General features: G+C 68.7%; 26 protein-coding genes and 1 pseudogene. 14 read left to right on the forward strand and 13 right to left on the reverse strand.

Annotated elements, in window-relative coordinates; translation table 11 throughout:
* Positions 1 to 271 precede the first annotated feature (271 nt).
* The 7 genes from H9Q09_RS17980 to H9Q09_RS18010 form a co-directional block, all read right to left on the reverse strand.
* Positions 272 to 1,279 (reverse strand): branched-chain amino acid ABC transporter permease, encoded by a 1,008-nt coding sequence (locus tag H9Q09_RS17980; protein ID WP_187392172.1) that lies wholly within the window; start codon positions 1,277 to 1,279, stop codon positions 272 to 274.
* Position 1,280: 1 nt separating this feature from the next.
* Complete coding sequence (locus H9Q09_RS17985) at positions 1,281 to 2,168, reverse strand: branched-chain amino acid ABC transporter permease (protein ID WP_009208875.1); 888 nt, start codon at positions 2,166 to 2,168, stop codon at positions 1,281 to 1,283.
* 6 nt (positions 2,169 to 2,174) lie between these two features.
* Positions 2,175 to 2,903: an ABC transporter ATP-binding protein gene (locus H9Q09_RS17990; RefSeq protein WP_024348756.1), complete on the reverse strand. Its 729-nt coding sequence runs from the start codon at positions 2,901 to 2,903 to the stop codon at positions 2,175 to 2,177.
* Complete coding sequence (locus tag H9Q09_RS17995; protein WP_187392173.1) at positions 2,896 to 3,660, reverse strand: ABC transporter ATP-binding protein; 765 nt, start codon at positions 3,658 to 3,660, stop codon at positions 2,896 to 2,898. Before H9Q09_RS17995 ends, H9Q09_RS17990 begins: the two co-directional genes overlap by 8 nt.
* A gap of 84 nt (positions 3,661 to 3,744) precedes the next feature.
* Positions 3,745 to 4,968 carry an ABC transporter substrate-binding protein gene (locus H9Q09_RS18000; RefSeq protein ID WP_187392248.1) on the reverse strand — a complete coding sequence of 408 codons (1,224 nt, stop codon included), beginning with the start codon at positions 4,966 to 4,968 and terminating at the stop codon, positions 3,745 to 3,747.
* A gap of 194 nt (positions 4,969 to 5,162) precedes the next feature.
* On the reverse strand, positions 5,163 to 6,389 hold the full coding sequence (locus H9Q09_RS18005) for an ABC transporter substrate-binding protein (RefSeq protein ID WP_187392174.1): 1,227 nt from the start codon (positions 6,387 to 6,389) through the stop codon (positions 5,163 to 5,165).
* 190 nt (positions 6,390 to 6,579) lie between these two features.
* Positions 6,580 to 7,008 (reverse strand): hypothetical protein, encoded by a 429-nt coding sequence (locus H9Q09_RS18010; RefSeq protein ID WP_187392175.1) that lies wholly within the window; start codon positions 7,006 to 7,008, stop codon positions 6,580 to 6,582.
* A 211-nt stretch (positions 7,009 to 7,219) separates the two neighbouring features.
* On the opposite strand from H9Q09_RS18010, the gene H9Q09_RS18015 reads away from it, so the two are divergent.
* Both H9Q09_RS18015 and H9Q09_RS18020 read left to right on the forward strand, forming a co-directional pair.
* Positions 7,220 to 7,678: a helix-turn-helix domain-containing protein gene (locus H9Q09_RS18015; protein WP_187392176.1), complete on the forward strand. Its 459-nt coding sequence runs from the start codon at positions 7,220 to 7,222 to the stop codon at positions 7,676 to 7,678.
* Positions 7,679 to 7,698: 20 nt separating this feature from the next.
* Positions 7,699 to 8,079 (forward strand): annotated as a pseudogene (locus H9Q09_RS18020) (DUF6456 domain-containing protein); the annotation flags it as partial.
* A 180-nt stretch (positions 8,080 to 8,259) separates the two neighbouring features.
* Here the strand turns inward: H9Q09_RS18020 and H9Q09_RS18025 are convergent.
* Together H9Q09_RS18025 and H9Q09_RS18030 are read right to left on the reverse strand one after the other, a co-directional pair.
* Positions 8,260 to 8,682 carry a SufE family protein gene (locus H9Q09_RS18025; RefSeq protein WP_009208881.1) on the reverse strand — a complete coding sequence of 141 codons (423 nt, stop codon included), beginning with the start codon at positions 8,680 to 8,682 and terminating at the stop codon, positions 8,260 to 8,262.
* Positions 8,683 to 8,791: 109 nt separating this feature from the next.
* Positions 8,792 to 9,364 carry a DUF5330 domain-containing protein gene (locus H9Q09_RS18030; RefSeq protein ID WP_187392178.1) on the reverse strand — a complete coding sequence of 191 codons (573 nt, stop codon included), beginning with the start codon at positions 9,362 to 9,364 and terminating at the stop codon, positions 8,792 to 8,794.
* 377 nt (positions 9,365 to 9,741) lie between these two features.
* Here H9Q09_RS18030 and H9Q09_RS18035 point away from each other — a divergent pair, with 377 nt between their 5' ends.
* The 3 genes from H9Q09_RS18035 to H9Q09_RS18045 are packed head-to-tail and all read left to right on the forward strand — an operon-like array spanning position 9,742 to position 12,650.
* Complete coding sequence (locus H9Q09_RS18035; protein WP_187392179.1) at positions 9,742 to 11,550, forward strand: PAS domain-containing sensor histidine kinase; 1,809 nt, start codon at positions 9,742 to 9,744, stop codon at positions 11,548 to 11,550.
* Between the two features lies 1 nt (position 11,551).
* Complete coding sequence (locus H9Q09_RS18040; RefSeq protein ID WP_024348746.1) at positions 11,552 to 12,301, forward strand: peptidoglycan-binding domain-containing protein; 750 nt, start codon at positions 11,552 to 11,554, stop codon at positions 12,299 to 12,301.
* 16 nt (positions 12,302 to 12,317) lie between these two features.
* A complete protein-coding gene (locus H9Q09_RS18045; protein WP_024348745.1) occupies positions 12,318 to 12,650 on the forward strand; it encodes a DUF1491 family protein in 333 nt (110 codons plus the stop codon).
* Between the two features lie 19 nt (positions 12,651 to 12,669).
* On the opposite strand, the gene H9Q09_RS18050 is transcribed toward H9Q09_RS18045, so the two are convergent.
* Positions 12,670 to 13,701: a hypothetical protein gene (locus H9Q09_RS18050; protein WP_187392180.1), complete on the reverse strand. Its 1,032-nt coding sequence runs from the start codon at positions 13,699 to 13,701 to the stop codon at positions 12,670 to 12,672.
* A gap of 228 nt (positions 13,702 to 13,929) precedes the next feature.
* Here H9Q09_RS18050 and H9Q09_RS18055 point away from each other — a divergent pair, with 228 nt between their 5' ends.
* The gene (locus tag H9Q09_RS18055) at positions 13,930 to 14,100 is read left to right on the forward strand and encodes a hypothetical protein (RefSeq protein WP_187392181.1); all 171 of its coding nucleotides are present in this window, start codon (positions 13,930 to 13,932) and stop codon (positions 14,098 to 14,100) included.
* A gap of 103 nt (positions 14,101 to 14,203) precedes the next feature.
* On the opposite strand, the gene H9Q09_RS18060 is transcribed toward H9Q09_RS18055, so the two are convergent.
* The 3 genes from H9Q09_RS18060 to H9Q09_RS18070 are packed head-to-tail and all read right to left on the reverse strand — an operon-like array spanning position 14,204 to position 17,590.
* Positions 14,204 to 14,830 carry a DUF1254 domain-containing protein gene (locus tag H9Q09_RS18060; protein WP_187392182.1) on the reverse strand — a complete coding sequence of 209 codons (627 nt, stop codon included), beginning with the start codon at positions 14,828 to 14,830 and terminating at the stop codon, positions 14,204 to 14,206.
* Positions 14,820 to 15,404 carry a DUF1214 domain-containing protein gene (locus H9Q09_RS18065; RefSeq protein ID WP_187392183.1) on the reverse strand — a complete coding sequence of 195 codons (585 nt, stop codon included), beginning with the start codon at positions 15,402 to 15,404 and terminating at the stop codon, positions 14,820 to 14,822. The genes H9Q09_RS18060 and H9Q09_RS18065 overlap by 11 nt, the downstream gene beginning before the upstream one ends.
* Positions 15,405 to 15,436: 32 nt before the next feature.
* Positions 15,437 to 17,590 (reverse strand): PBP1A family penicillin-binding protein, encoded by a 2,154-nt coding sequence (locus H9Q09_RS18070; RefSeq protein ID WP_187392184.1) that lies wholly within the window; start codon positions 17,588 to 17,590, stop codon positions 15,437 to 15,439.
* 140 nt (positions 17,591 to 17,730) lie between these two features.
* Between H9Q09_RS18070 and H9Q09_RS18075 the strand changes: the two genes are divergently transcribed.
* From H9Q09_RS18075 to H9Q09_RS18110, 8 genes are all read left to right on the forward strand, one after another.
* Entirely contained in the window at positions 17,731 to 18,207 is a 477-nt protein-coding gene (locus H9Q09_RS18075) for a YcgN family cysteine cluster protein (RefSeq protein ID WP_024348740.1), read from the forward strand.
* Positions 18,208 to 18,363: 156 nt separating this feature from the next.
* On the forward strand, positions 18,364 to 18,849 hold the full coding sequence (locus H9Q09_RS18080) for a hypothetical protein (protein ID WP_187392185.1): 486 nt from the start codon (positions 18,364 to 18,366) through the stop codon (positions 18,847 to 18,849).
* Between the two features lie 281 nt (positions 18,850 to 19,130).
* Positions 19,131 to 20,366 (forward strand): terminase family protein, encoded by a 1,236-nt coding sequence (locus H9Q09_RS18085; protein WP_187392249.1) that lies wholly within the window; start codon positions 19,131 to 19,133, stop codon positions 20,364 to 20,366.
* 96 nt (positions 20,367 to 20,462) lie between these two features.
* A complete protein-coding gene (locus H9Q09_RS18090; RefSeq protein ID WP_187392186.1) occupies positions 20,463 to 20,804 on the forward strand; it encodes a DUF1778 domain-containing protein in 342 nt (113 codons plus the stop codon).
* Positions 20,783 to 21,301: a GNAT family N-acetyltransferase gene (locus H9Q09_RS18095; RefSeq protein WP_187392187.1), complete on the forward strand. Its 519-nt coding sequence runs from the start codon at positions 20,783 to 20,785 to the stop codon at positions 21,299 to 21,301. The genes H9Q09_RS18090 and H9Q09_RS18095 overlap by 22 nt, the downstream gene beginning before the upstream one ends.
* Positions 21,302 to 21,409: 108 nt before the next feature.
* Complete coding sequence (locus tag H9Q09_RS18100; protein WP_187392188.1) at positions 21,410 to 22,615, forward strand: phage portal protein; 1,206 nt, start codon at positions 21,410 to 21,412, stop codon at positions 22,613 to 22,615.
* A gap of 445 nt (positions 22,616 to 23,060) precedes the next feature.
* Complete coding sequence (locus H9Q09_RS18105) at positions 23,061 to 23,402, forward strand: DUF6107 family protein (RefSeq protein ID WP_246716226.1); 342 nt, start codon at positions 23,061 to 23,063, stop codon at positions 23,400 to 23,402.
* Positions 23,399 to 23,914, forward strand: coding sequence for an HK97 family phage prohead protease (locus tag H9Q09_RS18110; RefSeq protein ID WP_348646328.1), 516 nt, complete (start codon positions 23,399 to 23,401; stop codon positions 23,912 to 23,914). The genes H9Q09_RS18105 and H9Q09_RS18110 overlap by 4 nt, the downstream gene beginning before the upstream one ends.
* The last annotated feature ends 36 nt before the right edge of the window (positions 23,915 to 23,950 follow it).

Here is a 23,950-nt window from a genome sequence, read left to right on the forward strand (position 1 = left end):
CAAGCCATCATCGACGCTTGCTGCGATGCCTGGAACCGCGCCACCAGAGATCCAAGCCGCATCCGGTCCCTTTGCAACTACCCGTACATTAAAGCGGTCAGTTCATGAGCGGGCCGGTATGAGGCGGCAGGCCTATTTGGCCCTGAGCGGCGAGACACTGGCGCTGGTTCGGCGGACAGCGTTCCACGCGTGCTGGTAGCGGAAGATGATGCTGGATGTGGCGGTCACGCCAGCGGGGCGGCGCGATGGCCGGCCCCGCTGGGTGTTGTTCTTATCGGCGGATGAGGCGGATGGCCTCGCCGACGATGCCGCGGCGGAAGAGCAGCACGCACAGGACGAAGATGATGCCGATCATCACGGTGACCGGGAAATCCATCGACGCGAAATAATGCTGCATGGTGACGACGAGGGCGGCACCGATCGCCGGTCCGAAGATCGTGCCCATGCCGCCGAGGAGGGTCATCAGCACGACCTCGCCGGACATCTGCCAGGCCACGTCGGTGAGCGTCGCGATCTGGAAGACGATGGCCTTGGTCGAGCCGGCGAGGCCGGCAATGGCCGCCGACATCACGAAGGCGCCGAGCTTGTAGCGCTCGACCCGGTAGCCCAGCGAGATGGTGCGGTTCTCGTTCTCGCGGATCGCCTTCAGCACATGGCCGAAGGGCGAATGGACGATGCGCCAGACGGCGAAGAAGCCGAACAGGAAGATCGCCAGGACGAAATAGTAGATGTTGAGCGGGTCGTTGAGATTGACGATGCCCAGCAAATAGCCGCGCGGCACGCCCTGGATGCCGTCCTCGCCATGGGTGAAGGGTGCCTGCAGGAAGATGAAGAAGATCATCTGCGACAGGGCCAGCGTGACCATGGCGAAGTAGATGCCCTGGCGGCGGATGGCGAGATAGCCGACCAGAAGACCGATCAGGCCGGCACCGCCGGCGCCCAGCAGGATCGCCGAGAGCGGCTCCCAGCCCCAGACCTTGGCGGCATGGGCGGTGAAATAGGCCGCGCCGCCGAAGAAGGCGGCATGGCCGAAGGAGAGAAGCCCGACATAGCCGAGCAAGAGGTTGAAGGCGATGGCGAAGAGCGCGAAGCAGAGCACGCTCATGATGAAGACCGGATAGACGTAGAACGGCGCGACGAGCAGGCCGACCACGGCGATGCCGGCGAGGACGAAGCCGATGGTCGACAGGTCGCGCTGGCCGGGCTTGCGGTCGGGGGAGACGGCGGTGCCGTCGGTTCCCTCGGTGCGGACTTCGCTGGTGTGATCCAGGCTGGTCATGTCACGCCTCCTTCCCGAACAGGCCGGCGGGCCGGATCATGAGCACGATCGCCATGATGACGAAGACGACGATGTTCGAGGCTTCGGGATAGAACACCTTGGTGAGGCCCTCGAGGATGCCCAGCATGTAGCCAGAGATGATGGCGCCGAGGATCGAGCCCATGCCGCCGATCACCACCACGGCGAAGACGATGATGATGAGGTTGGAGCCCATCAGCGGGCTGACCTGGTAGATCGGCGCGGCGAGGACGCCGGCGAGGCCGGCGAGACCGGCGCCGAGCGCATAGGTCAGGGTGAGGAGCAGCGGCACGTTGACGCCGAAGGCCTGGACGAGCTGCGGGTTCTCGGTCGCGGCGCGCAGATAGGCGCCGAGCCGGGTCTTCTCGATCAGCAGCCAGGTGGAGATGCAGATGACCAGCGAGGCGACGACGACGAAGCCGCGATAGTTCGGCATGAACATGAAGCCGAGATTGGTGCCGCCGGCCAGAAGCGCCGGTGTCGGATAGGGATTGCCCGCCGCGCCGAAATAATAGCGGAAGGTGCCCTCGATGATCAGCGCCAGGCCGAAGGTGAAGAGCAGGCCGTAGAGATGGTCGAGGTCGTAGAGCCGCGACAGCATGGTGCGCTCGATCACCGCCGAGAGCATGGCGACGATGAGCGGGGCGACGATCAGCGCCGGCCAGAAGCCGAGGCCGGTATAGGCTAGCACCAGATAGGCGGTGAAGGCGCCGAGCATGTACTGGGCGCCATGGGCGAAGTTGATGACCCGCAGGAGGCCGAAGATGACCGCGAGGCCGAGGCTCAGAAGGGCGTAGAACGAGCCGTTGATGAAGCCGATCAGCAACTGGCCGAGGAGCGCGGGGAGCGGAATGCCGAAGATCATGGTCATGGCGCGTTACACTCCCACCACTTCGTGCAGCCGGTCCATCCGGGCATCGAGTTCGGAGGTCGGGAAGCTCTCCAGGATATGGCCGTCCTCCATCAGGAAGAAGCGGTCGGCGACCTTGCGGGCAAAGCGGAAATTCTGTTCCACGAGAAGCAGCGTCATGCCCTTCTTCTTGAGCTCCATCAGCACGTCGCCGATGCGCTGGATGATGACGGGGGCGAGCCCTTCGGTGGGCTCGTCGAGGAGGATGATCTTGACGCCGGTGCGCAGGATGCGGGCGATGGCCAGCATCTGCTGCTCGCCGCCGGACAGCTTGGTGCCCGGGGAATTGCGGCGTTCGGCAAGGTTGGGGAAGAGGTCGTAGATCTCCTCGATGGTCATGCCGCCGGGCGCCACGGTGGGCGGCAGCATGAGGTTTTCGGAGACCGTCAGCGTGGCGAAGATGCCGCGCTCTTCCGGCACGTAGCCGATGCCCGAATAGGCGGTGCGGTGGACCGGCACCTTCATCATGTCGGCGCCGGCGATGCGGATCGATCCCTCGCGCCGCGGCAGAAGGTTCATGATGGCGCGCAGGGTGGTCGTCTTGCCGGCGCCGTTGCGGCCGACCAGGGTGATCGTCTCGCCTTCGTGCAGATCCAGCGAGACGCCGTGCAGGACGTGGCTTTCGCCGTACCATCCGTGCAGATCGCGCACCTCGAGAAGGGCAGGGCCCTGCGGGCGGCCCGGGGCCTCAATCATCTTCGCTTCCCATATAGGCTTCACGCACGCGCGGATCGGAACTCACCGTCTCGTAGTCGCCTTCGGCGAGAATCTCGCCGCGCGCCAGGACGGTGACGTAGTCGCAGAGATCCGCCACGACGTTGAGGTTGTGTTCGACCATCACCACGGTGCGGTCCTTGGCGATGCGCTTGATCAGGGCCGAGATGCGACCGATGTCCTCGATGCCCATGCCGGCCATGGGCTCGTCGAAGAGCAGCACCGGCGGGTCGAGGGCGAGGGTGGTGGCGATCTCGAGGGCGCGCTTGCGGCCATAGGAGAGCTCGGCGGCATCCAGGTTGGCGTATTCGGCGAGGCCGACCGCGTCGATCAGCTCGTGGGCACGGTCGTCGAGCGTGTGCAGCACCCGGTTGGAGCGCCAGAACTGCGTGCCGAGATGCGCCTTGCGCTGCAGCGCGACGCGGACATTGTCCAGCACCGTCAGATGCGGGAACACCGCGGAGATCTGGAACGAGCGCACCAATCCGAGCCGGGCGACATCGGCCGGCTTGACCCTGGTGATGTCCTTGCCGCGGAAGGTGATGGTGCCCGATGTCGGTGTCAGGAACTTGGTGAGAAGGTTGAAGACCGTCGTCTTGCCGGCCCCGTTGGGACCGATGAGCGCGTGGATGGTGTTTTCGCGCACGTCGAGATCGACGGAATTGACGGCGGTAAAGCCAAAGAATTCCTTGGTCAGGCCGCGGGCGGACAGAATCGCCTCTTGCGGGGATACGCTCATCGGCGCGGGGTACTCCTGTCGGCGTTAAAACGCATTGCCGGGATGGACGCCGGCCCGCATGGGCGGCCGGCGTCCGCTGTCAGATCAGCCCTTGGGGAAGGACGAGACGTCGCAGCCGCTTTCCTCGACGGTGCCGTAGGCCTCGTCGCCGGGAACGGTGGCGACCTCCTTGTAGAGGTCCCAGGGGCCGGTGGATTCCTCGGGCGTCTTCACCTCGAACAGGAACATGTCATAGACCATGCGCCCGTTCTCCAGGACCTTGCCGTTCTTGGCGAAGAGGTCCTCGACCGGCATCTCGTGCAGCTTGGCGGCGACCGCCTCGGTCTCGTCGGTGCCGGCGGCCTCGATGGCCTTCAGATACTGCAGGACCGCGGAATAGGTGCCGACATGGATCATGTTCGGCATCTTGCCAAAGGCCTTCATGTAGCGATCGGCGAATTCGCGGTTCTCGTCGCTCTGGTCCCAGTACCAGCCCTCGGTGAGGTTCAGGCCCTGGGCCGCCTCGACGCCGAGACCGTTGACCTCGGCCAGGGTGAAGAGCAGCGCGGCAAGCTTCTGGCCGGACTGGACAAGGCCGAACTCGGTGGCGGCCTTGACGGCATTCGCCGTGTCGAGGCCGGCATTGGCGAAGCCGACGACCTTGGCGCCGGAGCTCTGGGCCTGCAGCATGAAGGAGGAATAGTCGGTGGTGGCGAGGGGATGGCGCACGGCGCCGAGCACTTCGCCGCCATTGGCCTCGATCACCTTGGTGGCCTCGCCCTGGAGCGAATCGCCGAAGGTGTAGTCGGCGGTCACGAAGTACCAGCTGTCGTCGCCGTTCTTGACCAGCGAGCCGGCCGTGCCCTGGGACAAAGCGCGGGTGTTGTAGGCCCAGTGGAAGCCGTAGGGGCTGCACTGGCCGCCGGCGATCTCGGTCGAGCCGCCGCCGGTGGTCATGGTGATCTTCTTCTTCTCACGCGACAGGCCCTGGACCGCGAGGGCCACGGAGGACGTGGTGAGGTCCATGATCGCGTCGACATTCTGGGTGTCGTACCACTCGCGGGCGATGTTGGAGCCGATGTCGGCCTTGTTCTGGTGGTCGGCCGAGACGATCTCGATCGGCTTGCCGAGAACCGTGCCGCCGAAATCCTCGACCGCGAGGCGGGCACCGACGACGGAGCCTTCGCCGGCCGTGTCGGCATAGACGCCGGAGCGGTCGTTCAGGATGCCGATCTTCACGACGTCGTCGGAAATCTCCTGGGCCGCGGCGGGAAGGGCAGCGGTGGCCGCGACGCCGGCAGCGCACAGGGCGACGAGGCTGGTCTTCATGGTCATCAAATCGATTCCTCCCTTGGAGCGCGGTCGTCACCTCCCCGTGACGGCTGTCGCGCAACTGCATTGGATCGGCCAAACCCCATGACTGCAAGCCGAAACTTCAGGCACTTGTCCTGGAAACGGGCAGCCGGCCAGAAAGCGGAACGGGGGCGGACGCCAGCGGCGCCGCCCCCGTTCCCATGTTCGTCCTACTTGGCGAAGCTGGCGACGTCGCAGCCCGAATCCTCGACCGAGAGGAAGGCCTCGTTGCCCGGCACGGTGGAGATCTCGTTGTAGTAATCCCACGGCTGGGTGGAGTCGTCCGGCGCCTTCACCTGGAAGAGGTACATGTCGTAGACCATGCGACCGTTCTCCTGAACGGTGCCGCTCTTGGCGAAGACGTCCTCGACCGGCAGCTCGTGCATCTTCTCGGCGACGGCGTCGGTGGCATCGGTGCCAGCCGCCTCGACGGCCTTCAGATACTGGGTGACAGCCGAGTAGGTGCCGACCTGGATCATGTTCGGCATGCGCTGGGTGCGCTCCATGAAGCGGTTGGCGAACTCGCGGTTCTCGTCGCTCTGATCCCAGTACCAGCCCTCGGTGAGGTTCAGGCCCTGGGCGGCCTGGAGGCCGAGGCCGTGGACTTCGGCGATGGTGAAGAGCAGGCCGGCGAGCTGCTGGCCGGCCTGGACGATGCCGAACTCAGCGGCGCCCTTGATGGCGCTGGCGGTGTCGAGGCCGGCATTGGCGAGGCCGATGACCTTGGCGCCCGAGCTCTGTGCCTGGAGCAGGAAGGAGGAGAAGTCGGTGGTGCCGAGCGGATGGCGGACCGCGCCGAGCACTTCGCCGCCATTCTCCTTGACGAAATTGCCGGTCTGCTCCTCGAGGGAATAGCCGAAGGCGTAGTCGGCGGTGAGGAAGAACCAGGTGTCGCCGCCGGCCTTGACCAGCGCGCCGCCGGTGCCGACCGCCAAGGCGTGGGTGTCGTAGGCCCAGTGGAAGCCGTAGGGGCTGCACTGGCCGCCGGTCAGCTCGGTGGTCGCCGCGCCGGTGGTGATGGTGATCTTCTCTTTCTCGCGGGACAGGCCCTGGACCGCCAGGGCCACCGACGAGGTGGTCAGCTCCATGATCGCGTCGACATTGTCGACGTCGTACCATTCGCGGGCGATGTTGGAGGCGATGTCAGCCTTGTTCTGGTGGTCGGCGGAGACCATCTCGATCGGCTTGCCGAGAACCGTGCCGCCGAAATCCTCGATCGCCATCTTGGCGGCCTCGACCGACCATTTGCCGCCGAAATCGGCGTAGACGCCCGACTGGTCGTTGAGAATGCCGACCTTGACGACGTCGTTGGACACTTCCTGTGCGCTGACGGTCGCCGGTACGAGGACGGCGGCCGCGGCGGTGCCGGCCAGCAGCAGGCGCGTGAAACTCTGCATATTCGGTGATCCTCCCAGATCGTTCGCTTTCGATCGGGCCCCAGGGCCGATGCCCGGTGAGTCACCCGATCAAGAACAGGTCCGATGTTGTGGCCAGCCATCGGAAGGGTGTCAAGCTATACTACGCGAGACTTAGTATCGCCGCGATCTGTGTTGCGAACGTTGGGTTTTTGTCTGTCGGCGCCTTCCTCTAGGGCATCGATCGACACCGGCCGGCGCGGCGAAACCGGGCGTTCGCGGAGCGGCCGGAACCGAGCTCTACGGGACTGCGAAGCCAGCGCTCGGCACCACCGAGCCAGCGCGCCAGACGCTTTGCCTTGAGATGGCGATTGATGTCGTAGGCGCGGTCGCCGCGCCGCGCGATACGCGCCAGATGGCGAAGCTCGGCGGCCAGACGCGCCAGCATCTCCTGGCGCTGCCCTTCCGGAATGAGGCTCGGATCGTCGGCCGCGACGGCCGCGTCGAGCGTGGCCGACGGGGCCGCGAAAGGCCGCAGCAACGCCGCGAGCTGATGCCGGGCGGCGCCGTCCGCGGCGACTCGCCGGCGCGCCGCGACATAGCTGCGGGCGGCGGCCTCGAGCCGGATCTGCGACGCTGGGCGGTCGAAGGATGGGGTCATGCGGATGTCCTCCTCGGATGTCCGCATGAGCCTGGCCCGCATGGGCGATGGCGGGGAAAAAATTCCTGTACGATTTCGCTTCAATGCCAGAGTTTCGGCCTGAATGCTCAATCCGTCGATCCGGATCGCGCCTCATGAAATAGGAATAATTTCCACAATCGACCGTATCTGGCCTAAGAACGGGGGAGATCCCGAAACAGTGGAGGCAGCGATGCAGGATCAGATCCCGGCCAGAAGCGGAGACATTTCGTCGGACAGGGACGGCCTGCCGGGCGTCCCGGCGGCGACAGCGTCAACCGACGTGCCGCCCGCCCGCCACGGCGTTCCGCCGATCGACACGCGGCTCGGATGCCGCTTGGCGCGGGAGATCGCCAGCACCTTTCTCGACGTGCCGGTCTGCGACATCGACCGGCCGACCCGGGCCATCGCGCCGATCTGCGAAGCGCGCCATGTGGCGATGTATCTCGCCCATGTGGTCTTCCAGATCCCGCTGACCGGCATGGCCGGGCCGTTCGGCCGCGACCGCACGACGATCGCCTATGCGGTGCGGCGGATCGAGGATCGGCGGGACGATGCCGAATTCGACGCGGTGATCGAACGGCTGGAGCGGCTGGGAACGGCGATCCGGGCGGCACTCGCGCGTAGCGGTGGACGCGGAGAGGCAGCGTGAGGGCGGGGTTCAACGACGACGAATCGCCGCTTGCGCGCCTCGCCAAACGCAGGGGCCGGGACGGCGCGGCGTTCCTGACGGCGGAGGAGGTGGAGGCCGGCGAGCGGTTGCGCGGCCATTTCACCCGGGGCCAGCTCATGCCCGGCATCAGTCAGCGTTGGGACGCGCAGCCGCGCGGGCAAGGCAGCCGCGGTGGCGGCGATGTCTCGGATTCGGCGATCGACGCGCGGCGGCGGGTGGACGCGGCGATCGGGGCGGTCGGGCCGGAACTCTCCGGCGTGCTGCTCGACTTCTGCTGTTTCCTGAAGGGGCTGGAGACGATCGAGCGGGAGCGGCAATGGCCGGTTCGCTCCGCCAAGCTGCTGCTGAAGGCCGGGCTCGGCGTTCTGGCGCGCCATTACGGGCTCGACCGGCAGGCGGGCCACCGCGAGGGCCATATTCGCCGGTGGGGGACCGCCGATTCGCGCCCCACGATCGGCGGGCTGCGGAGTGGCGGCGATCAACCGGCGGAAGGATGAGGCATGCGGGGCCGTCGCCGGCGGAGTGACGGCGGTGGGGTGCGGTCCGCAACGACGCGCAACTCAGGCGGCGGCGAGGGCCTGACGGGCGTCGTCCTTGATCCGCGCGACCATGGAGCGCAGGCCATTGGAGCGCTGCGGGCTGAGGTGATCCTTGAGGCCCAGACGCAGGAAGGTCGCCTCGGCATCCGCCTCGAGGATCTCCGGCGCGGTCTTGCCGGAAAACAAGGCGAGCGCCACGGCGACGAGACCGCGAACGATATGGGCGTCGGAATCCCCCAGGAAGGTCAGGTGCGGCGGATTGGCCGTGTCGGATTCACTGACCAGCCAGACCTGGCTGGCGCAGCCGCGCACCTTGCTCTCCTCGGTCTGGGAGCCTTCGGGCATCGGCGGCAGGGCGCGGCCGAGCTCGATCAGGTAACGGTACCGGTCTTCCCAGTCGTCGAGATATTCGAAATCCGCCGTGATGTCTTCGATCGTCTGCATTCCGCCTCCGGTCTGGCCTGATACGGCCGTGGGACCGCTCTGGTCGCGATATAAGGTCAGCAGGCGGCGATGTCAGGCCCGGGCGGGGATGTGATCTCGGTGGAAGGTGTCAGGCGCGCGGCGCGGGCTGCGGGATCGGCAGGCGGGCCGGCGTCGTGGCGGCGGGCACGGCGGCGTCGGGACGCGGCTGGCTGGCGACCGTCCGGGTCTCCTCCAGCGCCGGCATGGCGAAGGTGCCGGCGGCCGGCTTTGCGGTGGGTCCGGGCGTTGCGGGGCGGGCGAGTTCCAGGACCTGCGTCACGGCGCCGGTGACGATGTCGTCCTGGCGGCTGCTTGCCGGGATCGTGCTGGCCGGAACGGGATGCTGCGGCGCGGTCGCCTTTACGGCGGCGATGACGGTGGTCGCCGGCTCGCCGGCCTGACCCTGGATCGTGCGGTAGGCGAGGGCGAAGCCGTCGCCGATCCGGTCGCCGGCGAACTGCACCAGATCATCACCGGCCGAGCAGGCGGCGGGGGCCCGGTCGCAGAAGCCCCAGATGTCGGCAATGGCGGCCTGGGCCCCCATCATGGCGGTGAAGGGATCGATGCCGGTCGCCGCGTCGTCGCCGTCGTTCTGGCCGCTGGGCAGGAACAGCGCGACGAGGCCGAGCAGGAAGGCCGATCTGATGATGAAGCGGATCATTTCAATCCCCGAAATGGCAGAGCATGCATCCGGTCCTGGTCGACCGGTCGTTCGATAAGCGCCACCATGCCACGGCCGTTCCAAGGGGACGTTGAAACTGCGACGCGTAGTTGATTCAAATTGTCCGTTTTCCACCGCCGTTTCGGATCGGATGGCCGGCGAAGCGGGCATCGGGCGGTGCAAGGAAGCGTTAACCATAAGCGAAGACGGACGATGTCCGAATCTGCGCTGTGCCGGGTATCCGACGGCAACGCCAACGGGAAAAGCCGTGGTTTATGGCTTCCTTAAACCGTCGGTCGCATTATCACGGTCGACCGCCGCCGGACCTCGAATTGTCCTCGACGCCCGGCGGCCTGAATGTGAGTGCGAGTTCTTGTATGACCGAGGCGTTGGACGAGCGACAGACAGGAACACCGGCCGGTGGCGCGCTGTCTCTCATCGGCGAACGGCTCGATGTTCTCGTTCCGAACTCCGTCAGCGACGCGGTTGAGCGCCGGGTGCAGGCGCTGGCGATCGGCGGCCTGATCGGCGCCGGCCTGCTCGCCGCGATTGCATCGCCCATCCTGGCACTGCTCCAGTCCGGCATTCTCGCCGTGGCGGCGCCGCTGATCGTCGCCGGCATGGCGCTGGCGGCCGCGGCCTATCTGTCCTCCACCGGCGCCATCGACCACGCCACCTGGCTGGGCGGCACGCTCGTCGCCGGCCTGATCGGCTGGGGCGCGCTGTTCGCACAATCCTCCTCGGCTGCCTGGCTGATCCTGCTGGCGATCCTGCCGGCCGAATTGCTGATCGCCGGCCGTCGCGGACTGGCCGCGGCGCTGGCCGGGTCGACCCTGGTCTTTGCCGCCTGCCTGCTCGCCGTCGGTCCGCCGGTCTTCACCGCCGGCCTCGACCCCGCCTCGGCGGCCCTGATCCTGTGCTATGGCGCGACGCTCGTCCTCCGGCTGGCCCGGCGTTCGACCGCCTCGACCGCTACGGTCACGACCTCGGATGCGGCCGTCGCTGGTCCGTCGATCGACGACGCGGCCGCCCTGCTGGATGCGGCGCTGATCTCCCTCGACGCCCGCGGCATGGTGACGGCGGTGTCGCCTGCCGCGCTGGCCGGCATCGGGCAGGAGCGCAACGCCGTGACCGGCCGCAGCCTTGTCGATCTCGTCCATGTCGGCGACCGCGTGGTGTTCCTGCAGGCGCTGGCGGATGCGCGGCGCACGGCGCAGGTCGTCACGGCGGCAGCGCGCTTGCGCCGCGGCGACGGGACCTATCATCCGGCAAGCCTGCGTCTTCGCGGCTGCGCCGAGACCGGCGCCGTGCATGTGGCGGTCGCGGCGCATGCGGCGGGCGAATCGGCGGACCTGCAGACGGCGCTCGACGCGGCCAATCAATCGTCGGCGGCCAAGAGCCAGTTCCTGGCGGCGGTCAGCCACGAATTGCGCACGCCGCTCAATGCGATCATCGGCTTCTCGGACATTCTCGACCAGGAATTCTTCGGGGGCTTCGAGAGCGATCGCCAGAAGGAATATGTCGGGCTGATCCGGCAGTCGGGCCAGCACCTCCTGTCGGTGGTCAACAGCCTGCTCGACGTGTCCAAGATCGAGGCCGGCCGCTACGAACTGGTGCCGGAAGCCTTCGGGCTCGGCGAGGCGATGGACCTGGCCGTCGACGTCGTGCGCGAGGAAGCGCGGCGCAAGGATCTGCGCCTCGACGTGCGGCCCGGCTGCCGCGACGAGGAGATCACCGCCGACCGGCGGGCCTGCCACCAGATCCTCCTGAACCTTTTGTCCAACGCGCTAAAATTCACAGAGGTCGGCGTGGTGACGCTGGAAAGCCGGCGGGTCGGCCCGATGGTCGAATTCTCGGTCAGCGACACCGGCATAGGCATCGCCGAAAGCGACATCGAGCGCCTGGGCCGGCCCTTCGTGCAGGTCTCGTCCGGCACCACGCGACGCTACCAGGGCACCGGCCTCGGCCTGTCGCTGGTCAAGGGACTGGCCGAACTGCACGGCGGCGACATGACGATCCGCAGCCAGCCGGGAGTCGGCACCATGGTGACGGTCCGCCTGCCGGCGGTCTATGTCGAAGGTGCCGAATCCACACCAAACCTCAAGGAAAATGTCGTAGCTCTGAGCGATGCCCGCACCCAAACGAATCTCCCCCCGCAGACCCTCGAAGCGCGCCGCTCGGCCTAGCATGGGCACGACGCTTCTGGCCCTGACCCGTCGCGGCGCGGCGGGCGTGGCGCGTGCGCTCGCACGCCGTCCGGCGCTGTCGGCGGGCCTGACCGGGTTCGCCATCCTGTTCGGCGGCGTGGCGATCAACGCCATGCACCAGCCGGGACCGCATCCGAGCCCGTTCCTGGCGACGCGCGAGCCGGGCGAGGGCGGCGGCACGCGCGTGGCCGGCAACAACCCGGCGCTGATGCCGGTGCCGCTGGTGCGCGAGGTGCAGACCGCGCTGGCCGAGGCGGGCATCTACGAGGCGCCGGTGGATGGCCGCCCGGGGCCGGCGACGGACACCGCGATCCGCACCTTCCAGAGCCGCCACGGCCTGACGACGGATGGGGCGGCGACGCCGCTGCTGCTGTCGCAGATCCGGCAGGTAACGGCGCAGGCGCCGAACCCGTCGCCGCGGCCGAACGCCATCGCCAGCATCGAGGAGCGGATGCGGGGCATTCCGCAGAACGTGCCCGACAATTCCACCGACGCGCCCGACGACGCCCTGCAGGCCGAGATCGGCAAGCTCAGCGACAGCGAGCTGGTGCGCCGGATCCAGGCCGGGCTGACCTCGGCGCAGGTCGCCGAACTCTCGGCCGACGGCATTCCCGGCGAGCGCACCCGCGAGGCGATCCGCACCTTCGAGGCGCTGGAAGGGCTGGAAGTCACCGGCGCGCCGGACCCGCGGATCCTGGAGCGGCTGATCGAGATCGGCGCGATCCAGTGAGCGGTCGCGCGCGCCGATGCGGATAACCAGCGAACTCCATGTGGCGCAGCTCGTGCGCCGGCTGTTTTCGGCCGGCGACTTCGCCGTCGTCGCCCGCCGCGGCGCCGATCAGGCCGGCGCGATCTTCATCGTGGCGCGGCAGCCGGGCGGGGCGTTCCAGCTGTACGGGCCGGCGCCGCAGAGCCTGAGCGAGGAGAGCGGCGAGCGCCGCTTCGTTCTCGAGCCGGCGGCGGACGAGGCCGCGCTGGAAGCGCGGCTGGCCCGCGAAGCCCGCTTCGACCCGGATTTCTGGGTGGTGGAAATCGAGACCCGCGACCCCGAAGCCTTCATCGACCTCGCCACGGAATAGGCGCGGCGGCCGATCGGCCTCAGCGCTTGCCGATGGAGCGTTCGACGGCCGGGGGCAGGGTGCGGCGGCCGAAGCTGCGCCGCGGCGCACCGGCAACCGGACGGATCACCAGATCGGCCGATTGCGGCTGCAGCGCCGGGGCGTCGACCATGATGCGGGCCCTCGCGAGGCCGAGGCGGGACCGGCAGTCGTCTGCGTCCAGCCCGCGATAGATCGTCTTCATCGCCTCGAAGGCCGCGACATCCGCCCCGATGCGGGGCTTGGCCAGCATGATCGCGGTAAGGGCATCGGTCGGACCGGCCCGCAATACCTTCAGCGCACGTCCAAGCCATTCGCCGCTGGCGTCGTCGGCGATCGTCGCGATGGTCGCGGCCTCGAGGGGCAGCATGCGGCCGAGACCGGCATAGAAGCGTTCGATGCGGCCGGCGCGGGCGTCGGCGACGAGGCCGGAGATCGAGGTTGCCAGCGGTGCCTCGGCTGCCTTGGGTGCGGCCGGTGTCGCCGGTGCACGGCCGGGGCGGGCGAGCCGGAACAGCTCGGCACGGGCGGCCGCGGCGGCATCCGGGCGGACGGGTGCGGGGGCAGAGGGCTGCGCGGCGACGGGCGGGGTCGCCGGCTTCGCCGGGGCGGCGGGAATTGCGGTCGGGGCGGATGCGGCGGGGACCGCATTGGCGGCTTCGCGCTCGGCGAGAATGGCGTGGAGGGCGGCGTCCGGGCGCTGGGCCAGCGCCTCCAGATGCCGGCTCTCGAGGCACGGGCTGGCGCGCAGGAACGGCGCCGCGATCTCGACCGGGGCGCTGCAGATGCGATCGACGATGCCGACGGGCAGGTTGGGCGCGGAGGCGAGGGACTGGGCGAGCGTGCGCTGGGTGTCGGCGCCGAGCTGCGGCCAGGCCGAGGCGACCAGATCTCCGAACTCGCGCAGCTGCCGTTTGCCGGGCGCGCGCTGGGTCAGGAAGCTCATCGTCGCGGCCGTCACGATGGTGTCGAATCCGCCGCGCCGGATGTCCTTTTCGAGGGAACGGTAGATGCGCGGCAGGACGTCCTTCATGGGGCTCCCGTATGGTTGACCTTTGGTTTCGCCGGGAGGAAGGATTAGCTAAGAAACATTAGCAAGCTGTTAACTGTCGTAGGGTCTGCTGCCCTGCGGACGGCGCGAATGACGAATGCGCCGGTATCAGGACCATCCGGATCATGGTCGATGCGCGATGGTCAGCCCCTGGGTCGACAGCGCCAGATACTGGATGTTGCCGTGCTCCATTGGACGAGGAATCGTACCATGGCAGTCATTGTGAGCCTGAACAGCAAGTCGGACAGATATCAGCGGACACGGCCGGCCGCGCCGGGCGGTCGCACGACGGCGGAGATCATTCTCCTGCCCTGCGTGCGCCGGGAAGCAATTCCGGCACGGGCCGGCAAGGGCGCCGTGGTGATGAAGCGGCAGGCCTGATCATCGCCAGCGGTTCGGCGTCGGTCGAACACTGTGGCTGGGCGATCGCGCGGCGCCGGGCGGCGGCCGCTGGATGCGGCGTTGCCGGGTGAGGGAACGGTGATCAGCCGTCGCGGCTGGCGGTCGGCTGATTGGCGGTGACCGGCCCGAGCGGGCGGCAGGCCAGCGAACCGATGAATTCCTCCACGGCCGGGCGCTTGCTCTCCTCGTCCACCAGTACGCGGATGGTCATGTAGCCTTCGCTAAGATCGACCTCGACCGGGATGGTGGTGTCGTCGCCGCTGTCGATGTCGGCATTGGCATCGACGATCTGTTCGCGGGTGCCGACGAGAAGGTCGAAGATGCCGTCGACGGCGGAGCGGTCGTTGATGCTGTAGAGATTGTCGCCGTTGCGATCGTAGATCGAGGCCGACCAGAAGGTGGTCGGGCCGTAGCTGGCGATCATCCGCACCGGGCCGTCAGCCAGCGAGAAGCGGCAGCTGGCATTGACGAAGGCCGGATCGACGAAGGCGAAGTCGTGGCGATCGGAGCCGGGCGGCGCGGCGATGGTGTCGGGCCCGGCGCTGCGCAGCGCCTCGACGCGGACGGTCTCGTTGAGCGGTCCGAGCCGGGCGAAGCGGCCCCAGGCATTGTTCTCGGCCAGATGCGGCATGGCGAAGATCACCACGATATGGACGAGCGCGGCGCCGATGAGGCCGACGACGATGGCGTAGAGCAGCCTAGCGATCATAGCAGGTCTCGAGGGTGATGCTGGGCAGAGCGAGGCTGTCGACGCCGGTGGAGGCGCTGGCGGGCGTGTCGTAGAGCGCCAAAGCGAGGGTGAAGGGACCGGTGCCGGAGGTCGCCAGCCAGTTGCCCGAGCGGGCCGAGGGGCCGAGGGCGATGGCGAAGGAATTGTCTTCCTCGCGCATCAGGCTGTTGGAGGTGAGCCAGCCGTTGCGCCCGGCCGCCGGCGCGATGAGCCGGCCTTCCGGGGTGAAGGGCACCAGCGTCCAGATGCGGGCCGGCGGGGTCTGGCCGGCAAGACGGTAATTGCACTGGCGGCGCAGCGCGTTGCCGGCGCCGTCCTGGTCGGCGGTGAAGAGGATGCCTTCGCCGATGCCCAGCGTCAGATTGCCGAGGCGGGCGAGGCGGGCCTTGGAATAGGGATCGGCGTCGGGCGCGCCGGCGAAGGGATTGGCCTGCCACGGGCCGACCGACACGGTGCCGATCTCGGTCGAGCGTTGCAGCGCCCAGTCGGCGGACCAGCCGCCGAGGCCGAGGGCGATCGACAGGGCAATGAGGACGAGAAGCGCAAGACGCATGGGCGGTCAGATCCGGGGAGGCCGATGGCGGTCTAGCGCTGCGTGGCGGCGGGGGCGCCGGACGCGCTGGCGGCGGCGAGCTGCTCGGGTTCGAGCGGCGGCAGGGCCTCGAGCCGCTCGACGATGTCGTCGAGAACCGCCTGGGCGGCGCGCGACAGCATCTGCGGCCCTTCGGGCGGCGGCGCCTCGCCGTCGCTGGTGGCGACCTCGCGCTTTTCGGCCGGGAAGGGATCGTCGATGAACGGGATCGGCTTCAGCTCGATATTCTTGTGGGCCGTCTCCATGAAGCGCTGCCAGGTCATGGCCGGGAGCGAGCCGCCGGTGAGGTTGCGGGTCGGGCGGAAGCTGTCATTGCCGTACCAGACGGCGGCGGTGAAATTGCCGGTGTAGCCGACGAACCAGCCGTCGCGGTAGCTCTGGGTGGTGCCGGTCTTGCCGGCGACGCGGGTCATGGAAAGCTGCGAGCGGCGGGCGGTGCCGCGCTCGGAGACCGCGACGAGCATCTCGTTCATGGATTTGGTCGCATCCTCGGTGAGAATGCGCTTGCGCGGCGGCATGTCGCGGCGGGCATCCCAGATCGTCTGACCGGAGGCGTCCATCAGCTGCATGATGGCGTGGCGATGGGAGTCCATGCCGCCATTGACGAAGACGCCGTAGGCGGTCGCCTGGTCGAGGACGGTGACCTCGCTGGTGCCCAGCGCCATGGTCTTGTCGCCGCGCAGCGGGGATTCGACGCCCATCTCGCTGGCCAGGGCGGTGACATTGTCCATGCCGACCTTCTGGCTGAGCTTGACGGCGGGCACGTTGAGCGAACGGGCCAGCGCATTGGCCAGCGTGACCCGGCCGGAGAAGGAGCGGCCGTAATTCTGCGGCGACCAGCGGCCGATGGTGATCGGGCTGTCGACGATGGTGTCGGACGGGGTCATGCCGGCCTGCATGGCGGCGGCATAGACGAAGACCTTGAAGGAGGAGCCCGGCTGGCGCAGCGCATTGGTGGCGCGGTTGAACTGGGAGACGCCGTAGTCGCGGCCGCCGACGATGGCGCGCACGCCGCCATCCTCGCCGATGACGACCATGGCGCCCTGCTCGACGTCGTAATTCGTGCCGAACTGGCGCAGATGATACTCGACCGATTCATCGGCGAGCTGCTGCAGCCGCATGTCGATGGTGGTGCGGGCGAGGAAGCTGCGCTGCTTGAGGCCGGCCTCGCGGGCGAGGCGCTGCACCTCCTCGAAGGCGAAGTCGAGGAAATAGTCCGGCGACTGGGTGGAGGAGCGGTCGACGGCCACGGCCGGCTGGCGGCGGGAGGCGACGACCTGGCCCTCGGTGACGAAATTGGCCTGGACCATGTTGGTCAGGACCTCGTTGGCGCGGGCCCGCGCCGCCGGCAGGTTGATGTGCGGCGCATAGCGGGCCGGGGCCTTGAACAGGCCGGCCAGCATGGCCGACTCGGCCATGGAGACGTCGCGGATGTTCTTGTCGAAGTAGAATTCCGCCGCAGCCGCCGCGCCGAAGGTGCCGCCGCCCATATAGGCGCGGTCGAGATACATGGCGAGGATCTCGCGCTTGGTCAGATTCGACTCCAGCCAGAGCGAGATGAAGGCTTCCTTGATCTTGCGATCGATGGTCCGCTCGTTGGACAGGAACAGGTTCTTGGCGAGCTGCTGGGTGAGGGTGGAGCCGCCCTGGACGACGCCGCCGGCGCGGGCGTTCTCGGACATGGCCCGGGCGAGGCCGAAGAAGTCGATGCCCCAATGCTCGAAGAAGCGCCGGTCCTCGGTGGCCAGCACCGCCTTGATGAAGGAATCCGGCATCTCGTCGATGGGCACGGCGGCCGCCCGCAGCACGCCGCGGCGGCCGATCTCGTCGCCATGGCGGTCGAGGAACTGGACGGAATAGTCGGTTTCCTGGGGCAGGCCCTTCGCCGTGACCTTCATCGCCGGCTGGGCCAGCGCCAGAAGCAGCACGAAGCCGGCGAGACCGAGGGTGAGGCCTTCGCCCATGACCTCGAACAGGAAGCGGTTGAAGCCGCGCACGCGGAACTTGCGGGAGAACACGGTGACGCCTTCCCACCACGCCGCGAAGGCATGGAAGGAGCGCCACAGGCTGGAGTCGATCCAGGCGTCGATCTCGATCAGTCGCGAGGGCTGCCTGCGCCGCCGGCGTTTTTCGGGAGTTTCGTCCAAGGTCAACCTGTCACTCTCGGCCGGACCCCGCGTCCGCGACGCATCTGCGGCCGCGACGCGACGTCCCTTCATCAGGAAGTGCTTGTACCCTATACGTCGAGATCATGAAAAAGTCGCGAGGAAGTGCAGACATTTCAACCATGCGTGATTCCGGCAACAAGCCCTTCTGGCAGGCCAAGAGCCTCGAGGAGATGACCCCCCACGAGTGGGAGTCGCTCTGCGACGGCTGCGGGCGCTGCTGTCTCAACAAGCTGGAGGATTGGGACACGGGCGAGATCGCCTGGACCAATGTCGGCTGCCAGCTTCTGGACGGCGAGAGCTGCCGCTGCCGCGACTACGACAACCGGCAGGCGACGGTGCCCGACTGCGTGTCGCTGGATGTGGCGACGGTGCGCTCGATCGGCTGGCTGCCGCCGAGTTGCGCCTACCGGCTGGTGGCCGAGGGGAGCGATCTCTACTGGTGGCACCACCTGGTCTCGGGCGATCCCGACACGGTGCACCAGGCCGGCGTCTCGGTGCGCGGCCGCACGGTCAGCGAGGCCGGCATGGCGCTGGAGGATTACGAGGACCATCTGGCGGCCTGGCCGGGCGAGAACCCGATGGATGATGCGGCTTAGGGGGATATGAGAGATTTAGGAAAAAAGTCCTTGACGGCGTGACGGTGGTCGGGTAGGGTTCAGCTACAGTCGAGAAATTGCGGGCGGCGGGGTTTGACCCCGGCGCCCTTTTTGTTGGCCGGCGTCGCCGGCGACGGGCTCGGGGGCAGGCGCGGCATGGCGGAGCTGTTGTCGGAGCGCCTGTTCGTGCTGCTGCGACGCGAGGTCGAGACGCTGCAGGCCGAGCTTTCGGACAATATTCCTCTATCGCGGGCGGCCGGTGCGGCCCGGGCCAATGCCGCCAGGACGGCGACCGCCAACGGGGCGAAGCGGCGGGCACCGGCGAAGGCCGGCGGTGAGGCCGCGCCGGCGCCGCGTCAGGCGAGCGCCAAGGAGCGAGTCGAGAGCATCGGCCAGGCCGCACGCACCCTGGAAAAGCTCCTGGAACTGAAGCGGCTGGAACGGCTGGCGGTGGAGGGCGGCGACGCGGACGCGGCGGAGACGGCCCGGCTGCGCGGGGAGTTTCTGTCGCGGCTGCGCAGCCTCGATGCGCGGCGGCGCGAGGGGGCGACCTTGTTCGATGCCGACGGCGCCTATGCAGGCGATCCGCGGCCGGTGGAGGACGGGCCGGCGGGGCCTTCCGCGGCGACGGATGGCGCATGACCGGCGGGCGGCGGGCTGGCGCGACGGGTCAGGGCGGCGGCGGCGAAGGCGCTGATGGCGGGGCGGACCGTGCGGGTTTGGCGCGGAGCGTGGGCGTAGCGGCCGGGATCGACGGAAACGAGGCGTCGGCCGGCGATGGTGGCGCTGCCGTTGCGGGCGGGGGCGGAAACGGTTCGCAGGTCGGAGCTGCTGCGGCAGGGGACGACGCGGGGCTGCCGCTCTTGTCGGAGGCGGAATATCAGGCGGAAGTGGCCGCGTTGTCGGGCGAGTATCCTGGACCGGTGCTGGCGAGCGCGTCGCCGCACTGGCTGCGGCTGGCGCGGCGCTCGCAATTGCCGCCGCCGGGCCACTGGCGGCAATGGCTGCTGATCGGCGGGCGCGGCTCGGGCAAGACCCGGGCCGGCGCCGAATGGGTGCGGGCGATGGCGGCGGGGGCACCGCCGATCGCCGCGCGCCCGCATGGCCGGATCGCGCTGATCGCCGAGACTCTGGGCGATGCGCGCGAGGTGATGATCGCCGGCGAAAGCGGGATCGTGGCGGCCTCGGTGGAGGGCCGGCCGGTCTATGAGGTGAGCCGGCGGCGGCTGGTGTTTCCGAACGGGGCGATCGCGCAGGTGTTCTCGTCGGAGGACCCGGACGCGCTGCGCGGCTACCAGTTCGATGCGGCCTGGGGCGACGAATTCGCCAAATGGGTGCATGGCGAAGCGTGTTTCGACAATCTGCAGTTCGGTCTGCGCCTGGGGGTGCGGCCGCGGGCGCTGTTCACCACCACGCCGCGGCCGATCCCGCTGTTGAAGCAGTTGATGGCGGATGCGGGGACGGCGACGACGCACATGCGCACGGCGGAGAATGCGGCGAATCTGGCGCCGGGATTCCTGGCGGCGATGGAGGCCCGCTATGGCGGGTCGCGGCTCGGCCGGCAGGAACTGGAAGGGCTGATGCTGGAGGCGCGCGAGGACGCGCTGTTCGACGTGGCGGCGATCGACAGGGCGCGGGTGCCCGCGGCGCCGGAGCTGCGGCGGGTGGTGGTGGCGGTGGATCCGCCGGCGACGGCGACGACGCGCTCGGACGCCTGCGGCATCGTCGCGGCAGGCCATGCGGCGGATGGCACGATCTATGTGCTGGCCGATGCGAGCCGGCGCGGGGCCAAGCCGCATCAATGGGCGGGCGCCGCGGTGGCGCTGTTCGAGCGGCTGGAGGCGGACCGGATCGTCGCCGAGGTGAACCAGGGCGGCGACATGGTGGAGGCGGTGATCCGCGCCTGCGCGCCGAGCGTGCCGTTTCGCGCCGTACGGGCGTCGCGGGGCAAATGGCTGCGGGCCGAGCCGGTGGCGGCGCTCTACGAGCAGGGCCGGGTGCGCCATGCGGGGCGGTTTCCCGAACTGGAAGACGAGATGGCCGATTTCGGCCCGGAGGGCTTAAGCGGCGGTCGCTCGCCCGACCGGCTGGACGCGCTGGTGTGGGCGGTGACCGCGCTGACCGGCCCGGTGCGCGACCCGCGAGTGCGCGGGCTTTGAGGGCTATTTGGCGTCATCAGGCCTCACCGGAGCGAGGCAGTGTTGATTTGACCGCTGCCTGTCCATACATTGTCAATACGGCTGCGGGCGGGCCTGATGGCCGTCGCCGACGCCGCAGGACGATCTTACTGGAACGGTCATGGAGGACCGGGAATGACTGCCTCGAAGAAAGAGAACAATCTCAACGTCCGGATCAAGAGCGACGAACTGGCCTTGATCAAGCGCGCGGCGGAGGCATGTGGCAAGAGCCTGTCGAGTTTCGTCATCGAGGCCGCGACCTTCAGTGCGCAGAAGGAACTCATGGACCAGCGGTTCCTGCATCTCGACGCAGCGCTCTTCGACTCGATCGCGGAGACGGTTTCGCGGCCGGCAAAGGTGCATCCGGAACTGGCATCCCTGCTTCGGAACGGTAGCCAGTGGGCGACTTCCGAGCATTAGGGCTTTTCGCCCCCGAGCCACTGACCTACAGCCACGACTTTTCGGATTTTCGATGCGGGAAGCCGAGCCCGGACGAATGGCTGTCGGACATGGCGCTGCATAATCAGAGCGCGAACTATACGCGGACCTTCGTGGTGCGCGACGCGAAGATGCATGTGCGGGCCTATTACGCGCTGTGTGCGGGGATGATCCTGCGCAAGGATGTGCCGCGTTCGCAGCGACCGCACGGCACACCGGTCGAGATTCCGATTGCGCTTCTCGCCCGGCTGGCGGTGCATGAGGATCTGCACGGACACGGCATCGGCAAGGCGCTCCTGGCCAGTGCGCTGCGCAATGCCGCTTCGGCGTCGCAGGCCGTGGCGTTTCGCGCGGTCGTGGTGGACGCGCTCGACGAAGAGGCCGCGCAATTCTACTGGAAGCTGGGATTTCAGCCGACCAAGATCAGTCCGTTGAAGCTGATCCTGCCCACGCAGGATATTCTGGCGTCGGCCGACTGAAGGCGCGCAAAGCGTTGCCCTATCCGAGTTCTGTAGCCCCGCTCCGGCGGGGGTTTCGTTGTCCAGCATGACGCCTGGCGCGCCGTGATCGACGCTGCGGAGACCATCATGAGCTTGAAGACACGGATCGCCGACTGGCTCGGTGGCGGGAGCGGTGCGCGTGCGGCGGCGCCGGGGGAGCGCAAGGGCGTGGGGTCTGCCGGCGGGGCGCTGGTGTTTTCCGGCGGCGGCGATCCGGGCGGGTGGAGCGAGCGCGGCTATGAAGGGCTGGCGCGGGCCGGCTTCATGCAGAACCCGGTGGTCTATCGCTCGGTCCGGCTGATCGCCGAGACCGCGGCGGCGATCCCGATGCTGCTCTACGAGGGCAGCCGGGAGGTCACGGCACATCCGATCCTCGACCTCCTGCGCCGGCCCAACCCGGCCAGCGACGGCCAGAGCCTGACCGAGACCCTGTGCGGGCATCTGCTCCTGTCGGGCAACGCCTATCTGGAGGCGACCGGCATCGACGGCGAGATCCGGGCGCTGCATGCGCTGCGGCCGGACCGGGTGCGGATCGTCGAGGGCAGCGACGGCTGGCCGGAGGCCTATGAATATCGCGCCGGCCACGCCGTGCGTCGGATCGCGGCCGAGGGGACTGGCGAGCGGCCGGCGACGCTGTTGCATGTGCGGCTGTTCCATCCGCTGGCCGAAACGGCGGGCTACTCCCCGCTGGCGGCGGCGCAGACGGCGCTCGATCTGCACAATGCGGCATCGCGCTGGAACAAGGCACTGCTCGACAATTCGGCTAGGCCGTCCGGCGCGCTGGTCTATCAGCCGGCCGATGGCGGCAACCTGGCGCCCGAGCAGTTCGACCGGCTGAAGGCCGAGCTCGAAAGCGGCTATGCCAGGGCGGCGCGGGCCGGGCGGCCGATGCTGCTGGAAGGCGGGCTCGACTGGAAGGCGATGGCGCTGTCGCCCAAGGACATGGATTTCATCGAGGCGCGCAACGGCGCGGCGCGGGACATCGCGCTGGCCTTCGGCGTGCCGCCGATGCTGCTGGGGATCCCCGGCGACCTGACCTATGCGAATTACGCCGAGGCCAACCGCGCCTTCTTCCGCCTGACGGTGCTGCCGCTGGCGGGACGCCTGGCCGGGGCGATCGGCGACTGGCTGGGCGGCCATTTCGGCGCGCCCGACCTGCGGCTGGCGCAGGATCTCGACCGGGTCGAGGGGCTGAGCGCCGAGCGCGAGGCGCTGTGGGCGCGGGTCGGGACGGCAGACTTCCTGTCGCGCTCGGAAAAGCGCGAGGCGGTGGGCTACGGCGCCGATGGGTGAGACGTCCGAGAGCAATCGCGACACTTGGTCAAGACCTCGCTAACCACCGGGCGAGGTAAGCCCGTGGAAACCATGCGGCCATCCTTCTCGTGCCTGTCTGTAGCTGCAGTGTCGCGGCTTCGATGAATGCGAGAGGAGCCCGCCGTGAAAGACGACGATGGCGCCATTGGCTGCGCCAAGGCCGGGCTGATCCTGCTGCTCGTGTGCCTGCTGTTCTGGGGCATCGTGTTCTGGTGGATCGCCTGATCGCGCCCGACGGCTGACGGGGCCGCGCGGTGTTCCCGCGTGGCCCGCCGCCTGGGTGGGCGCTGTTGCTGTGTGGCCGAAACCGGCGTCCGGCGGTTCGGGAAACACCCGAGGCGTCTTCTGCAATCGACAGACATGACATGTGCCGGGGTCCGTGAGAGCGGGCCGGCCGGCGCGCGACCATCCCATGGAGGTGCCGATGAACGTCGAACCCGTGTCCGTTCTGGCGCTCTGGGCGTCGAAGATCCTCGGCGCGGCGGCCGGGTCGGCGATCTCGGTCGCCTATCTTTTGCCGAAGGGACGGCGCGAGGCGGCGTCGCGCTTCCTGATCGGCATGGTGACCGGCGTGGTGTTCGGCCCGCCCGCCGGGCTGATGCTGGCCGAGCATCTCGACCTCGGCCAGACGCTGAGCGCCATGGAGCTGGCGCTGATGGGGTCGGCCTCGGCAAGCCTGTGCGCCTGGTGGGCGCTGGGCGTGCTGTCGCGCTTTGCCGACGGGCTGTTCCGCGGCGGCGAGAAACGGCCGTGGAGGAAGCGGTGACCGGCGGGTTGCGCGCCCGCACGGCGCCCGGCGTGACCGAGGACGGGGCGATCCGCGGCTATGCGGCGATCTTCGGCGAGACGGATCTCGCCGGCGACATCATCGAGCCGGGGGCCTTCGCCGCCTCGGTCCTGCGCCGGGGCATGGCCGGCATCGCCATGCTCTGGCAGCACGATCCCGGCCGGCCCGTGGGGCGCTGGCACCATGTGCGCGAGGACCGCACCGGTCTTTATGTCGAGGGCGCCCTGGCGCTGGCGACGGCGGCCGGGCGCGAGGCGGCCGGGCTGATCGCGGCGGGGGCGCTGGACGGCCTGTCCATCGGCTTTCGCACCAGGCTTGCGCGCCGCGGCGCCGGCACGGCCCGGCGGCGGCTGGTGACCATCGATCTGTGGGAGGTCTCGCTGGTGACCTTCCCGATGCAGGAGCGGGCGCGCCTGTTCGCCGGCGTGGCCAGCGCGGCCGATCTGGCCGTACCGCGGCGCGCCCGGACCGCGACCGGCTTTGCCGCCTGACATCCGAACTCTTCTGAAGCGAAACGGAGAAACCGC

Origin of the sequence: Aurantimonas sp. DM33-3 (assembly GCF_014334315.1) — a bacterium.
GTDB lineage: Bacteria > Pseudomonadota > Alphaproteobacteria > Rhizobiales > Rhizobiaceae > Aurantimonas > Aurantimonas coralicida.